This is a genomic window from Yoonia sp. SWMV100 (assembly GCF_056108365.1).
Genome location: NZ_JBWBAQ010000004.1, coordinates 70,742 through 85,701 on the forward strand (window position 1 = coordinate 70,742; position 14,960 = coordinate 85,701).

Consider the following 14,960-nt stretch of genomic DNA (forward strand, 5'->3'; position numbering starts at 1 on the left):
ACGGAGGCCCAAGATGCTCTTTCAAACTGCGACCAAGCTGGCGGCCCCCGTTGCATTCTTCGGCTATGCCGTTTTTGCCAATATCGCGTTGGTTCAGGCCGACGTGGACGGGCCGGGGTTGGACGACTTTGTTCAAGGCGGCTTTACCAAAGATGTTGATACATTGTACCGCGCCAACCTGCCGCACCGCGAGGTGGCTGTCAGCTGGGTCGGCGCTGCGCGCTATGTGCTTTTGAACGAGGGCCGCAAAGGTGTCGTGCCCGGTGAAAAAGGGTGGCTGTTCACATCCGAGGAGTACCGTGCGCAGGACGCAGACGCCCTTGGGCTGGATACGACCGTCGATTGGATGGTATCCGTGCAAGCTGCGTTGGCAGAAATGGGGTCCGATCTGGTGATTGTGCCCGTGCCTGCCAAGCTCGACATCGATCAAGCCTATGCTGGCGATCTGGCGCAAGCGCAGGCCGTTGCAGAAACGTACGACCGGTTCATGACCGAATTGGCGGCAAAGGGGGTCACAGTCGTTGATACGCGCCCCGCGCTGGTCGGTCAGTCGGGCATGTTTTTTCCGACCGACACCCATTGGACATCGACCGGCGCTGCCACTGTCGCGGCGCAGGTTGCTGCGTCCGGCGCCATCGATCTGGGAACCGACACGTTTATCCGTACGGATCTGGAGCGCGTCGATTTTGTGGGTGATCTGGTGTCCTTTGTGACGTCGGACGACCTTGGCCCGGTTGTGGGCCTGAAGTCCGAGACGGTGACACCTTATCGGGCCGAGATCGCCGAGCAGACCGGGCAGATCGACCTGTTCGGGAATGACGGGCCTGCGCCGCTTGTCTTGGTTGGTACAAGCTATTCTGCCAACCCCAACTGGAGCTTTGTCGAAGCGCTTAAGTTGAACCTGCGGCACGACGTTTTGAATTACGCGGAACAAGGACAGGGGCCGGTCGCCCCGATGCACGCCTACATGGCATCGCTGGAACCAGTGGATGCCCCACCGGTGGTTATCTGGGAATTTCCCGTGCGTTACCTGAGCGATCCATCCCTGTTGGACAGCCTGGCCCCGCACGAAGGAGACGCCAATGTCTATTAAACTTGTCGCTCTCTTGTTGTGTGGCCTCGCCACGCCAGTCATCGCCCAGACCAGCGACGAAGCGGTCGCACCCAGCCGCATCACCGTCAAGATGACGCCCGGCATCACATCGTCGGCGCAGTTGCCAACACCCGAACTGATTGCGGCACGCAAGGCGCTGACGCAGGGCCAGACCATTTACACGTCTCAGATGCGTCAATTGGCGGATCTGGGTGATGGTTTCGCGGCGTATAAATTCGCGCAGTGGTTAGAGGCGCAAGGCGATAATGTGCGCGCGTCTGACGTTGCACATTATTATGGGATGGCCGCGGCAACCGGACGTGGCGGGGCGATTACCCACCTGATTTCCATACTTGATCGGATGGAACCCGCGGACTTGTCGCGTGCGCGCAGTGATGTTCTGGAAGGCGTCGTGTTTGCCTATGCACGCGCAGGCAACAGTCACGCGCTTGATGCCGTGATCCGATACCAAATTTCACAAAAACCTTTCGGACGGCTGGATACGGAAGTTCAAAGCCTTGTCGATTTGGCCCAAGGCGAAGGCGCTGCCACCCTGGGTTTGCATCTGGCGCAGAACATCATGCAAGACCCCGCACACACACCTGACGATCTGCTGCGGGCGCGCGGATATTTGGAAACTGCAACAGCGTCTGCATCGCTTGAAACACAGCTTGTTGCCGCGAACCTTGTTCCACTGCTCGATCAAGCCTTGGCCGAGCAACCAACAACGACCACGGAGGTGCCACAGTGACACAGCAGATAACCATAATTCCAAGGGTATTGGGAATTGCATGCATCACATTGTCGGCCTTTATCGCTGATGCGCGTCCGGTGATGGCCGATTCATATTTTGGGTGCACGGGTCTTGAGGTGGATGACGACCTTCCGGTGCTGGAAGGGAAAGACGGTGTGTTCTTTCGGATCAATGCTGATCTTCGCATGAACCACCCGTTTTCGGATCAGACCGTTGCACAGATGGCGGAACTGTCGCGTGCGCTGGCTGAAAACGGCACCACACTTATCTTCGTGCCGATCCCAACCAAAAGTGTGACAATGCCGGACCATCTTCCCCCAGAAGCCGCGTTATATGGTTTCGACCTTGATATCGCGACGGCGGTGCACCGCGATATTCTGGACAGGCTTGACGCCGCGGGGGTCATCACGGTCGATGCGCGCGCAGCCATGATGGAAACCTCGGATGGGGCGCTGCCGTTCTTTAAGGCTGACTTTCACTGGTCGGCAGCGGGGGCACGCGAAACCGCACGCGCCATCGCAGACACCATCAAAGCTTTGCCAGAATATGCGGACACGGACAAAACCGAGTTTGAGACGGTCCCGATGGAGGTCGGCGTCGCATTTTCAGGGATGCGCCGCGAGCTGCAACAACATTGCCGCAACACGTTGCCGGAAGCTGCAACAATTACCTATCGGACCACGCAGGTGCCGACACTTGATGTGGGTGACGGGGGGCTTGATCTGTTCGGCGAAGAAGAAATGACAGTGCCGGTGGCCCTGCTGGGGACATCGTTTTCCGACAGCCCGATCAACAACTTTCCGGGCTTTCTAGCGCAATTTTCCGAGCTTGAGGTCGTGAACTATGCACTGACCGGCGGGAACCAGTTCGGGGCAATGACATCTTATTTGACGTCGACCGAATTTCAGGAAACACGCCCCCGGTTTCTGATTTGGGAAAACCCCATCTATACGAACCTTGCCCAATTCGGCGATCAGCCGATGCGGGAACTTATTGCGGCAGCTGGCGAAACCTGCACTTTGCCGCTGGAACCGAAAATCAACGAAGACAGCACCACGTTGACCGTTGATTTGACCAGCTATGATTTTGGTCCACAGGATACGCTTTTCCTGGACATAAATCAGGCGGCGGGAAGCCAAGCAAATTTCCTGTTCCGGTCCCATGACGGGATGGAACGGGTCAAAACCATCGAACGAGGCGAGCGTCTAAGCCGGACGGGCCGCTTTTACATGCCGTTGTCCGGACTATGGGCTGACGGCGCAGCATCGGTCGATATTTCGATGTCGGGTCCATTTACCTCCCAACCCAGCATCTTTGCCTGCACCACTCAAATAAAGGAAGAAATATGAAACGCCCGCTTTTCGCCGCCGTCGCGGCCATCCTTGTTCAGGTTGGTCCCTCCTTCGCTCAAGATACCCTGTATGAAGACGTGGCCGATCCCAACTCAAGCTTTGTTCGGGTCGTCGCACCCGGCCAAACCGTTGCGTCAATCAACGGTAAAAATGTACGTGATCTTGCATCAGGTGTGTCGGATTATGTAATTGTTATGCCTGGCGAAATTGATGTCGTATTGCCGAACGGGACCGGTACGGTCGACGCTGGCCCAAGCACGTACTATACGGTGATCTTTACCGAAGATGGCGAAACGCAGGTGATAACCGACGACATCACCAATAGCCCATCAAAGGCCGACATTTCCGTCTATAACCTTACCGATACGCCCGATATCGATCTGTTTGTACCGCAAGCCAACGCATTGGCGATCGAAGATATCGGGCCGATGCAAGGTCAGTCTGTCGCGATCAAGGCACCTTTGACGCTGGATTTTGAACTGCGGTCGGGTGACGACGTTCTGGCATCTGTCGCGGCGGTTGATCTGGCACGCGGCGCGGGTGTTTCCATTGTCTTGCTGCAAACTGCCGACGGCTATTCAGCCTTTGCGACAGCAAACTCGTATCTCAAGTAATTCGTTTTAACAGGAGCAAACACATGTTCGGTTTCGTTTATCAATCCAAACCACTCTGGTCAGCGATCCTTTCGGTGCTTGCCCTGTCTTTCGGCGCTGCGGCGACACATGCACAAGAGGCGGAAAAGCAATTGCTCGACGTGTCTTTCGTGCCGCCGCAGATTATTCCAACCCGCATCTGTGTGCCACGCGCGCCCGATGCGGAAACGATTGCGAATTGGGAAAATTGGGATGGCACACGTTTGCCAAACATCGACCCGGCTTTGATCAAACGTGACATCAACCGCCTGCAACAAATCGACCCCAATTACTGGCTGTCGACCATTGATCAGATCATCATGCGTCTGGCCGAAGCCGAACCAAGCTATGCGGGTAATAACGCGTTGCTGGCCCGGATTTCTGCGATGGTGGCCGCCGGGGCATTTGAAGAACTTAACCAACAACAGCTTGTCGCACAGTTGGCGGCGCAAGAAGACACGCTTTCCCCGCGTCTCAAAAATGCGCTGTCAGACTATTTTCGCGACGGGATCGGTGTCGCGCGTGATATTGATCATGCCAACGCATTGCTGGTTGATGCGGGCTACGCCGGAAATGCCGACGCGTTGCTGACGCTGACCAAAATGGAACTAGAGGGTCGCGGCGTCGAAGGCTGGGACGTGGCGCCCGACCTAGCGGTCACAATGGCGTTCGGATCGTTGGTTGGTGAACTGGACCCATCGATCTGTGACCGCGTTGCGCGGATCGCACGCGAATACAGCAGCAGCGAGATCGTTCAGCCCAACCCGCAATTGGCCCATGATTGGTTTCGCTTTGCCGCTGACCTTGGCGATTCCAACTCGGCCTGGAAGATCGTCGAATTTCACATGCAGGCAGAAGGGTTCGACAAGGATAATGCGGTATTACTGCAATATCTGACACAAGCTGCGGATGCTCAACTGCCCTACGCGCAGATTGCGCTGGGCCGCGTCTATGAAACCGGCGCGCTGGTCGAGCAGGATTTGAATAAAACGCTGTCATTGTTCCGTGCGGCTGCAAGGTCGGGCTTGCGTCCAGGATTGACACGTCTTGCACTCTTTTTAGAAAAACACGCGGACCGCTATCCAGAGCTGCAAGACGAGCGGATGCGTGCGCTGCACCAGATGGCAGAACTTGATGATGTCGGTGGATGGGTCTTTACGCGTTTGGCCGAAGATGTTTTTGAACGCGAAGGCCGCTGGGCAGGGCATGCCGAAGCCATGCCGTATTTGGAAAAGGCGGCTGCATTGGGTGACATGGATGGTGCCATCGATCTGGCGCTAGAGCTTGTCGCGCACCGCGAAAAACCCGAAGACTTTGAACGTGCCGTCGATTTGTTGTCGCATTCCGTCTCTGCGTTGGGTGGTGTGACCCCGGCAAAATTGTTGCACGGCGTATTTATGTGCCAAGCCCAAGACAGTCCGCGGCTAGAAGAGGCATTGTATTGGCAGGCTATGGAAGCCGCGACAGACACCGCCAACGTCGAGATTGCCGCCCGTGATCTGCTTGCCTTAGCGCCGGATGAAAACGCGCTTACGATCGCGTTGATACAATCGCACGCGCTGTATGGGCGTCCGCGGGCGATGGCAAGTTACCTGAAGTATCTTGAAAACGCGCCAGAGATCGCGCCCGAGGTGGTCGCATTTTGGCAAGACTATTCGAACCAATATGCGAGTGTCCTAGAGGCCTTGGCTGATCTGGAATTCGAGCTGGCCGAAAGCGCGCAGCAGCGCGACGTGGCCTTTGACCTATTGCGCCAGCAGTATCAACAGTCAGGCGCCACCGCGGCTTTGGCGCTTGCAGAAGCGATGATTGCATACGAAAGCGACGATGCGACGCAAACCAATGAGATCCGCAGCTTGCTGGAGGAACCGGCGAGTACTGGAAAAGGTGCTGCGATGCGTTTGCTCGCGTCACTGGATGAAGACAGTCAAAGCGGACGACGCATTTTCGATCAGTTTGCTGATGTGATTGAGACAAACGGTGACTTCGATGCACTGGTATTTGCCATCCCCTATGTGGACGATGAAAAACAGCGGGAATATCTGTCGCGTGCAACCGGGATCATTCCTTGCGACTATAAAAATGTGATGACGCTGGCGCGGTTGTTTTTACGCATCGACGATACCGAAAGCGCGCTGCACTGGATGGGCATTGCAGAACATCTGATGGGCGATAACGCGTGGTCGATGGTCGATCTTGCACAGTCTAAACTGGAAGTGGTGGGGGTTGACGCTGCACCCGAAGCGCTAGAGTTGTTTCAAGCTGCCGCAGCGGCAGGCGATGACAACGCCCCTCGTGAAGCGTTTGAACTGTTGCTGAACACCTCAGCGGCGACCTATAACCCAGACCGTGCGGCGCGGTTGATTAGTCAAGCGCTTGAGGATCCTGCGCACACAAATCTGGGCAAATTTCTGGGCGTCTATCGCGCCTCGGAGGAATCTGCGCAGGCTGAGATCGCGCAGCAGGTTGATATGCCGTCGATCTATCTTGCTGCTGCCGAAACAGGCGACATTTTTTCGATGCGCTCATACGCGCTTTATTTGCGAGAAAACGCCGCCAGCCGTGACGACTTAACCGCTTCGACGCAGTGGCTTAGCCGTGCAGCAGAAGGCGGGGATACCACTGCAATGGCAGAATTTGGCTATGCCTTGGCATTTGGTATTGGAACAGACGCCGACCTTAATACAGCCATCGACTGGCTTGAACGCGCCGCCGCAAACGGATCCGAAAAAGCGGCTGCGATCACGGCCCTACTCAAACTAAGTGAGGACACATAGTGCGGAATTTCATGCGAATTGCAGGGGCAGGCTTGCTCGTGACGCTGGCCAGTCCGGTTTTGGCCCAAAGCGATACAGAAACCTGCGCAACCGCGCCCGAACCTGTTGTGTCCTTGGGATTTGGCAGCCGATACACAGCCGAAAGCAAGTCGCGTTCGGATATCGATAGCGAAAGCAACGCCGAGGTAAATGCCGCGCTCGGGCCTATTGATGATTTTTTGCGGGATTTGACGCGTGTCGCGAACGACGTCACTAAGGGTGAAGGCGACCAAGCCGCGGCGGCCGATTGCGTGGTGGCGCAGATGTTGACATGGGCCAAAGCTGACGCGTTCTCGGAACTGGAAACGATCACCGCAAATTTTTCGATCGGCGCGAGGCTGGCCGGTTTTGCCATGGTCTATCGTCAAGTCGCGCCCTTTGCGTCGGATCCGCAGGCCCGACAAGCCATTGAAGACTGGCTGGGCAAGCGGACCAACGAACAGATGACATTCTGGGAAGAGGACGCAACATCGGGATCTAAAACGGGGAATTTGCGGGCTTGGGCGACGCTGGCGATTAACCTTGTCGGGCAAATTCGCAACGATCCGGTTGCCTTGCGTTGGTCCGCATGGTCCGCGACCTACATTCAATGTCAGGCCCAAGCTGACGGCAGCCTGCCGCAAGAAATGCGGCGTGGGAAATATGCGCTGCACTATCAACTGCACGCGGTTGCGCCGCTGGTTGTCACGACGCTTTTACTCGAACAACAGGGGCTCTCTATTCGCGGCGTTTGTGACAATGCGCTGGATCGGATCGTGCGCTTTACCATTGACGACCTCGCGACAGGGGCGGCCAGTACCGCGATTTCAGGGGAACCGCAGACCCTGTTCGACGGAACCGATGAATTGCAAAGCTACCAAATGGCGTGGCTCGAGGCATATCTGGTCCTGTCTCCCGACCCCGCACTGGATGCATACGCTGACACGTTTCGCCCGTTGTCACACAGCAAATTGGGGGGGGATCAGGCGCTTTTGTGGGCCGACAACGTTTTCAACCACACGCTGTCGGAATAGAGGTCCACATAAGTGATCTTGAGGCAGGCAAAAGCATCCACGATTGATTGCTTTCACATGCCTCAATGTCACGGCGGGACCGTCTATTTTTTCCCCACATATCTACTTTTTCCGCCGCGCATTCCGCCACGGCCCGCTGTGCTGCGCCCCGATGCCTTTTGTGCGTCGTCGACCGCGCGATCAACATCGTGTTGCCGTGCGAGCGGGTCAGCGGCGATCGTTAATTCGACGGTTTCCAATCGCTTAACCTCGTCGCGCAGACGTGCGGCTTCTTCGAATTCGAGGTTCTCGGCCGCTTTGCGCATATCGGTCCGCAATCCGTCAAGAACGGCGGCAAGATTGGCACCCGCAAGCGGCTTTTCGACCTTTGCGGTAACGCGGTTCATGTCGACATCGCCCTTATAAAGGCCCGCCAGAATATCCTCGACGTTCTTTTTCACCGTGGTGGGGGTGATGCCATGTTCAACGTTATAAGCCATCTGTTTGGTCCGACGGCGTTCCGTTTCCGACATCGCGCGGGCCATCGACCCGGTGATCTTGTCGGCATACATGATAACCCGGCCTTCGGCGTTCCGCGCGGCACGGCCGATGGTCTGCACAAGACTGGTTTCAGAACGCAAGAACCCCTCTTTGTCCGCATCCAAAATCGCAACCAGCCCGCATTCAGGAATATCCAATCCCTCGCGTAGCAAGTTAATCCCGATCAGCACGTCGAAAGCGCCAAGCCGAAGATCACGCAGAATTTCGATCCGTTCAATCGTATCGATGTCAGAGTGCATGTAGCGCACGCGGATGCCCTGTTCATGCATGTATTCGGTCAAATCTTCGGACATGCGTTTCGTCAGGGTCGTGACCAAAGTGCGGTAGCCCGCAGCGGACACCTTTCGCACCTCGTCAAGCAAGTCATCAACTTGCATCTCGACGGGGCGAATTTCGATTTGGGGGTCAATGAGCCCGGTCGGCCGAATGATTTGTTCCGTATACACGCCGCCCGTCTGTTCCATTTCCCATGCGGCCGGTGTCGCACTGACAAAAACTGACTGCGGACGCATGGCGTCCCATTCCTCAAATTTCAGGGGGCGGTTATCCATACAAGAAGGCAGGCGGAATCCGTGTTCAGCCAGCGTGGCTTTACGCCGAAAGTCACCTTTATACATGCCGCCGATCTGCGGGACAGACACGTGGGATTCATCTGCGAAAACAATTGCGTTATCGGGAATAAATTCAAAAAGCGTGGGCGGCGGTTCGCCCGGGGCGCGCCCGGTCAAATACCGAGAGTAGTTTTCAATACCACTGCACACGCCGGTCGCCTCAAGCATTTCGAGGTCGAAGTTTGTGCGTTGTTCAAGCCGCTGCGCTTCTAGCAATTTGCCATTGGCCAGCATCAAATCAAGCGTTTGCCGCAGTTCCTTTTTGATCCCGATAATGGCTTGTTGCATCGTCGGTTTTGGCGTCACGTAGTGGCTGTTTGCATAGACCCTGACCTGATTGAAACTGCCGGTTTTTATACCTGTCAGCGGGTCAAACTCTGTGATGCTCTCTAGCTCTTCACCGAAAAATGACAGTTTCCAAGCACGATCATCAAGGTGGGCTGGCCAAATTTCAAGACTATCACCCCGCACACGAAAGGTCCCACGTTGAAAGGCGGCATCGTTGCGGCGATATTGCTGTGCGATCAGATCTGCAATGACCTGCCGCTGATCATATGCCAGCCCAACCTGGATATCTTGCGTCATGGCACCATAGGTTTCGACCGATCCGATCCCGTAAATGCACGAAACAGATGCCACGATGATCACATCATCACGCTCCAAAAGCGCGCGCGTCGCAGAATGGCGCATGCGGTCGATTTGTTCGTTTATCTGACTTTCTTTTTCGATGAAGGTGTCAGAGCGTGCGACGTAGGCTTCTGGTTGATAGTAATCGTAGTAGCTAACAAAGTATTCAACGGCGTTCTCGGGGAAAAATCCTTTGAATTCTCCATAGAGCTGCGCAGCAAGAGTTTTGTTCGGCGCCAGAATAATTGCGGGTCGTTGGGTTTGTTCGATGATTTTTGCCATCGTAAAGGTTTTGCCGGTCCCCGTTGCCCCCAATAAGACCTGATTTTGCTCGCCTTGCAGAACACCATTGCTTAGCTCGTTGATCGCGGTCGGTTGATCGCCTGCCGGTTCGAATTCTGTTTTCAAAACAAACCGCTTGCCGCCCTCAAGCTTGGGCCGGTTTTTCACAGCGGGCGCAGGGTTTGACAGTACAGAGGCGGATGCCTTCAAAGTCTGTGATGTTGCGTCCATTGATCATACCCCCGTTATAGGGTGTAGAGTTGTGGTTTTTACGGCTGGTTTCAACCCGACACGGTCAAAATGTTTATGCTTTGTGCCGCTAAGCGGCCCTTGATCGGACGGGATTGCCATGAACCGCGCTGATGTTGAACCTTGCTATCAAGTTGCTGAGTTCCGCTGCCTGCTGGCGCAGTTTTTGACTGGCGGCATCGGCGGCTTCCACCATCCCCGCGTTTTGCTGCGTGGCTTTATCAAGCTGCCCGACACCGATGTTTAATTCGGCCAAGCTGCGCGATTGTTCTCCGGCAGCGCTCGCCATGTCTGACGTCAGGGCGGATATCTGTATGACACGCTCTGTGATCGCCGTCAGGGCCACGCCGGTGTCGCCAACAAGTTTAACCCCTAGCGAAACTTGCGCCGAACTGCCACCAATCAAGGTTTTGATTTGTTGGGCAGCTTCGGATGATCGCTGTGCAAGTGCACGCACTTCTGACGCAACGACGGCAAATCCACGGCCGGCATCGCCCGCGCGGGCCGCTTCTACGCCTGCATTCAGGGCAAGAAGGTTCGTTTGAAAGGCAATGTCGTCAATCACCGAAATGATGGTTGAAATTTGGTTAGAAGAGCTTTCGATTGCGGACATCGCCGTGACTGTTTCGCTTACGACGGTGGTGCTATCGGTGGCCTCTGATCTCGCTTGCTGCACAATCTTTTCCACATCCTGCGCGCCCTGCGCCGCAGCGCGAACACTTGTTGTCAGCTCGTCTAATGCAGCGGCTGTTTCCTCTAGTGTGGCCGCCTGATTTTCTGTTCTTCGTGACAACGCGCTGGACTGTTCGCCGATTTCTTCTGATTCTGCGCGTATCGTTTCGGCGTTCGAAACGACCGCGGTCATCGTATGGTGCAGCGTTTCTGCGGTGGCGTTGAAGTCCGAGCGAAGCTGTCCATATTCTGGCGTGAACTCTTCACGAATGCGGACAGTCAGATCGCCGGCTGCAAGCGCCTTGAGCGCATTGGTAAGTGTTGAAAGAACGACGCGCTGCTTGACCTGAGCCTCGCGTGTGGTTTCTGAAGCTTGATGCCCGGCGGCGAGCCCATCGCGCATTTTTTCCAGATTTCTAGCCAGTTGGCCAATTTCATCTTTCCTTTGCGTGTCTGATATCGCGTGGCTGTATTTCCCGTCGGTCACCGCTGAGACCGCAGTCTGCAGCCGGGTGAGAGGTTGGCCAAGGATGGCGCGAAAAATCACTGTTGAAAGGACGAGCATGAGGATCATCACGCCTGCACTGATTGTAAATGTCTGGTCTCGCTCTGTCTGTAGCGCGGCAAGAATCGGTTTCGCTGTCCAGGCGATCGCCACCACGCCGACCAGTGTGCCGTCTTGTCCAAACCTGATTGGCACCGCAACATCCAGTCCATTTCGTGCGGTTGTGCTAACCCTTTGCATCAACGCGTCATTGGCGGTGGCCCGCAGTGACGCCATGTCAGCCCCGTCACTTGCCATCTGACCCAACGTTTCGCCGTTCTGACCATATACGACTGCGCCGATAGCGCTCCCTCCGGAAACTTCTAAAACGCGCGCAATTTGGTCGTTGATGTCGTCAACTTTGTTAAACCGGATAGCACCCCCCAACGCGCTTGCGGCATGCGAGGTACTTATTGCGCCAATCTCGACAATACCATTTCGTGCCACGGCGCTGGTAAGTTTCGCGCTCAGTAAACCGAGCGTGGCCGCGACCAAGATCGTTGATGCGGCGGTGACAAAAAGGCATTTTATGTAGACAGAATGCGCCGAAGTTTGCACAGCGTTGGGAATTGGGGCCTGAGACATGCCATTATCCTTCATGAGGCTAAAAAAGCGCTTCTGCGTTGATACCGACAGTCAGTGCGCCGACAAGCGTGCCAGAGGCGGGATCAGTAATCGCAAGTGATACTTGCCCCAGATAGGATTGCGTCGATTCGTCAAATTCGACGTCGCCGATGTGAACTGCGCCGACACCTGCGCCGTAGCTTGCCGTGAATTTTTCTTCATCGCCTTGCCACATGTCAGATGTCAGCGACGAGGCTGCTGCATTCAGACCGCGCGAGTCCATGATAAATGCCTCTGAAATAATACCCCCTGATGCGTCGACTTTATCGCGTAAAAAGTCGGCGGCGGGGTTTGTGAGAATCGGCGTGATTGTCGGCGTGTCCTGTGTGCCGACTTCACTTCTCCAGGTGGCGTCAAGCTCTAGCACTTTTGCCGCGTCAAGGGCTGCATTGACTTCGTTCGCATGAACGATGGTGTCAATTATGATGGGGTCGCTTGCCCACATCGCAACGTATTCTTGCACATACATATTCAGCGCGTCGGCAAATTCGTCTGCAGATGCAGTTTGAGCGAGTGAAATAACACCGGCAATCATCAGGCTTCTTTTCAACATAACCATTTCCTAAGTGTGAATAATGTTTTCTCGCATGGCGCGGGTCTGGTGGCAGGGATACAGGCGACCTGTTGCGCTTTGATTAACGCCTCAAGTAATTCTCCTCTCGCCACTCTTGCCAAGGCGGCCTATCTTGGAAATAAGCCGACCCAAGGAGATCATTCATGCGCGCACGTATTTACAGCCCTGCAAAGACTGCAATGTCATCTGGCACCGCCAAAACCAAACAATGGATTTTGGAACATGTCGCAGATTCTGCGCGCGAGATTGATCCGTTGATGGGGTGGACGTCATCGACTGACACACAGGCACAGGTGCGTCTGATGTTTGCGACAAAGGAAGATGCGCTGGACTATGCGCAGGCGCATGGGATTGATGCCGTCGTTCAGGACCCCAAGCCACGCAAACCCAATATTCGCCAAGGTGGCTACGGCGAAAATTTTGCAACTAACCGCCGCGGAGCTTGGACGCATTAAACGGGTGTCCGTTTCCGTCACGCCGTAAGTGGCGATCAGTTTGGCATCATGACGCATCGGCAATTCGTGCGGATCAACCGATCCGGCGGCCAATGCCCGTTGGCGTCACAGCCTTCACCGATAAAAGCACTGTGATTCTGTAATCCGCCATAAATAATGGTGGTTTAGTTTTGCGCAGTTAACCCAATTGTTGGTTTCAAAAGCGCAGGGAACGGATCTATCGGATTCCGTTGACCCGACTGCACGTCCCCAATTTTTCAATGCGCGCACGCAAATCCCGATTGATGATGCACCGCCCGAAACCTGGTTGCGGGTCGCGGGGAACGGTCACTCTTTTAATCCGACTAAAAAAGTCAGATTGACATTCTTTATAAAATTACTCAGGTATATGTCGATAACCGGAAATGTGGTCATCGCGCTGTTCTTGCGCGACCCAAAGGAAGGATGCGCGATGAAACGGACCGAGAAAAGCAAGAGCGTGTTTGGCAGTGCGTCTGTCGGCGTCGGCGCGTTTGCGTGCCTGCGCCACGTTCAGACTTATGGTCGACTCGCATCAATGCGGTGGGGCGCGTGATGTCCGCCGTGTCAGTGCCGAATGTACCCGCTGAGATGGGGGAAAATTTGCCCTGCTACGCGGCGCAAGACCTGACCGCGGCGGGTGACCGGGCGCTGATCGTACTGGATGACAAGACCTACACATTGCGGATCACGCGCGCGGGCAAGCTGATCTTGACGAAATAGCGCGGACCGTACGCGCAATTATACCCACCACTGAAAACGCTACAAAGGAAAGAAATTATGAAACACACCTACTTGATCACGACCGCGCTTGGCCTGTGTCTTGCGACACCCGTGCTGGCCGTTGAAAAAGCGGATGTTTTGACAAACTATGCCGACATCGCCGCCGCGACTTACGAAGATGCGTTGATCACTGCGCAACGGCTACAGCGCGCTGTGAACGCGCAGGTTGCGGAACCTTCGGCGGAAAATTTGCAGGCCGCAAAAGCGGCTTGGCTGGCTGCGCGTGTCCCGTACCAGCAAAGCGAAGTGTTCCGGTTCGGCAATGCGATTGTTGATGACTGGGAAGGCAAAGTGAATGCCTGGCCGCTTGATGAGGGGCTGATGGACTATGTCGATACGTCTTACGGCGGGCCGTCCGATGAAAATGCATTTGCTGCGCTTAACGTGATCGCGAACCCGACATTTTCCCTGTCAGGGACAGACGTGGATGCCACTGAAATCACGCCGGAACTATTGAGTGAAACACTGCACGAAGCTGACGGCGTCGAAGCGAATGTTGCCACGGGCTACCATGCGATTGAATTCCTGCTCTGGGGGCAAGATTTGAACGGACACAGCAGTGGTGCCGGTGCGCGTCCTTGGACTGATTATGCTGCGGGCGAAGACTGCACCGGTGGCAATTGCGACCGCCGCGGCGATTATCTGATCGCGGCAACTGACCTGCTTGTTTCGGATCTGGAATGGATGGTGGGCCAGTGGGCCGATGGTGGTGCGGCACGTGCCGAAGTGACAGAAAGCGACGTCAACGGCATTTCCGCTATGCTGACTGGCATGGGATCGCTGTCGTACGGGGAACAGGCGGGTGAACGGATGCGCCTTGGCCTGATGTTGAACGACCCAGAGGAAGAGCACGACTGTTTCTCGGACAACACCCATAACAGCCACTATTATGATGGCTTGGGCGTGCAGAACGTCTACCTTGGTGAATATGTCCGTGTGGATGGCACACTGGTGTCCGGCCCGTCGCTGTCTGATCTGGTTGCCGCAGTCGATCCTGCACTTGATACCGAGGTTACGGCAAAGCTGGCGCATACCATGTTGGCGCTGGGCCGCATCAAATTGGCTGCTGAAGCGGGCTTTGCCTATGACCAAATGCTGGAACGCGGCAATGCGGGCGGCGAAGCCCTTGTGATGGGCGGCGTGAATGGTCTTATCGATCAAACGCGGTCGTTTGAACGGGTCGTGACCGCATTAGGTATCGATCAGGTGGCCTTTGAAGGCTCTGACAGCCTTGACAGCCCGGACGCTGTTTTTCAGTAAGCTAGGATCGTAATCTGTGAGGAAGGCGGTCTGCACATTGCGCCGCCTTCTTTCATTTCAG

The 14,960-nt window shown here is 55.5% G+C and carries 12 protein-coding genes; 9 read left to right on the forward strand and 3 right to left on the reverse strand.

Annotation, left to right across the window (positions count from 1 at the left end; translation table 11 throughout):
- Positions 1-13: 13 nt before the first annotated feature.
- Genes ACXJGX_RS09365 through ACXJGX_RS09390 form a run of 6 tightly spaced genes read left to right on the forward strand, consistent with a single transcriptional unit; the run spans position 14 to position 7,660 of the window.
- Positions 14-1,093: an alginate O-acetyltransferase AlgX-related protein gene (locus ACXJGX_RS09365; RefSeq protein WP_474780940.1), complete on the forward strand. Its 1,080-nt coding sequence runs from the start codon at positions 14-16 to the stop codon at positions 1,091-1,093.
- Complete coding sequence (locus ACXJGX_RS09370; RefSeq protein ID WP_474780941.1) at positions 1,083-1,844, forward strand: hypothetical protein; 762 nt, start codon at positions 1,083-1,085, stop codon at positions 1,842-1,844. The genes ACXJGX_RS09365 and ACXJGX_RS09370 overlap by 11 nt, the downstream gene beginning before the upstream one ends.
- Positions 1,841-3,196, forward strand: coding sequence for an alginate O-acetyltransferase AlgX-related protein (locus ACXJGX_RS09375; protein WP_474780943.1), 1,356 nt, complete (start codon positions 1,841-1,843; stop codon positions 3,194-3,196). The genes ACXJGX_RS09370 and ACXJGX_RS09375 overlap by 4 nt, the downstream gene beginning before the upstream one ends.
- Positions 3,193-3,813, forward strand: a complete 621-nt coding sequence (locus ACXJGX_RS09380) for an alginate O-acetyltransferase AlgF (protein WP_474780945.1) — start codon at positions 3,193-3,195, stop codon at positions 3,811-3,813. The genes ACXJGX_RS09375 and ACXJGX_RS09380 overlap by 4 nt, the downstream gene beginning before the upstream one ends.
- Before the next feature lie 23 nt (positions 3,814-3,836).
- Positions 3,837-6,608: a tetratricopeptide repeat protein gene (locus ACXJGX_RS09385; RefSeq protein ID WP_474780947.1), complete on the forward strand. Its 2,772-nt coding sequence runs from the start codon at positions 3,837-3,839 to the stop codon at positions 6,606-6,608.
- Complete coding sequence (locus ACXJGX_RS09390; RefSeq protein WP_474780949.1) at positions 6,608-7,660, forward strand: alginate lyase family protein; 1,053 nt, start codon at positions 6,608-6,610, stop codon at positions 7,658-7,660. The genes ACXJGX_RS09385 and ACXJGX_RS09390 overlap by 1 nt, the downstream gene beginning before the upstream one ends.
- A gap of 83 nt (positions 7,661-7,743) precedes the next feature.
- On the opposite strand, the gene uvrB is transcribed toward ACXJGX_RS09390, so the two are convergent.
- The 3 genes from uvrB to ACXJGX_RS09405 form a co-directional block, all read right to left on the reverse strand.
- A complete protein-coding gene (gene uvrB, locus ACXJGX_RS09395) occupies positions 7,744-9,951 on the reverse strand; it encodes an excinuclease ABC subunit UvrB (RefSeq protein ID WP_474780951.1) in 2,208 nt (735 codons plus the stop codon).
- Positions 9,952-10,039: 88 nt separating this feature from the next.
- Positions 10,040-11,770 (reverse strand): methyl-accepting chemotaxis protein, encoded by a 1,731-nt coding sequence (locus ACXJGX_RS09400; protein WP_474780953.1) that lies wholly within the window; start codon positions 11,768-11,770, stop codon positions 10,040-10,042.
- Positions 11,771-11,789: 19 nt separating this feature from the next.
- Positions 11,790-12,362 (reverse strand): hypothetical protein, encoded by a 573-nt coding sequence (locus ACXJGX_RS09405; protein WP_474780955.1) that lies wholly within the window; start codon positions 12,360-12,362, stop codon positions 11,790-11,792.
- A gap of 164 nt (positions 12,363-12,526) precedes the next feature.
- Between ACXJGX_RS09405 and ACXJGX_RS09410 the strand changes: the two genes are divergently transcribed.
- The 3 genes from ACXJGX_RS09410 to ACXJGX_RS09420 all read left to right on the forward strand — a co-directional run bounded on the left by ACXJGX_RS09410 (position 12,527) and on the right by ACXJGX_RS09420 (position 14,899).
- Complete coding sequence (locus ACXJGX_RS09410) at positions 12,527-12,838, forward strand: ETC complex I subunit (protein WP_474780957.1); 312 nt, start codon at positions 12,527-12,529, stop codon at positions 12,836-12,838.
- A gap of 609 nt (positions 12,839-13,447) precedes the next feature.
- Positions 13,448-13,579: a hemin uptake protein HemP gene (hemP, locus tag ACXJGX_RS09415; RefSeq protein WP_474781897.1), complete on the forward strand. Its 132-nt coding sequence runs from the start codon at positions 13,448-13,450 to the stop codon at positions 13,577-13,579.
- A gap of 57 nt (positions 13,580-13,636) precedes the next feature.
- Entirely contained in the window at positions 13,637-14,899 is a 1,263-nt protein-coding gene (locus tag ACXJGX_RS09420) for an imelysin family protein (RefSeq protein ID WP_474780959.1), read from the forward strand.
- Positions 14,900-14,960: the final 61 nt, after the last annotated feature.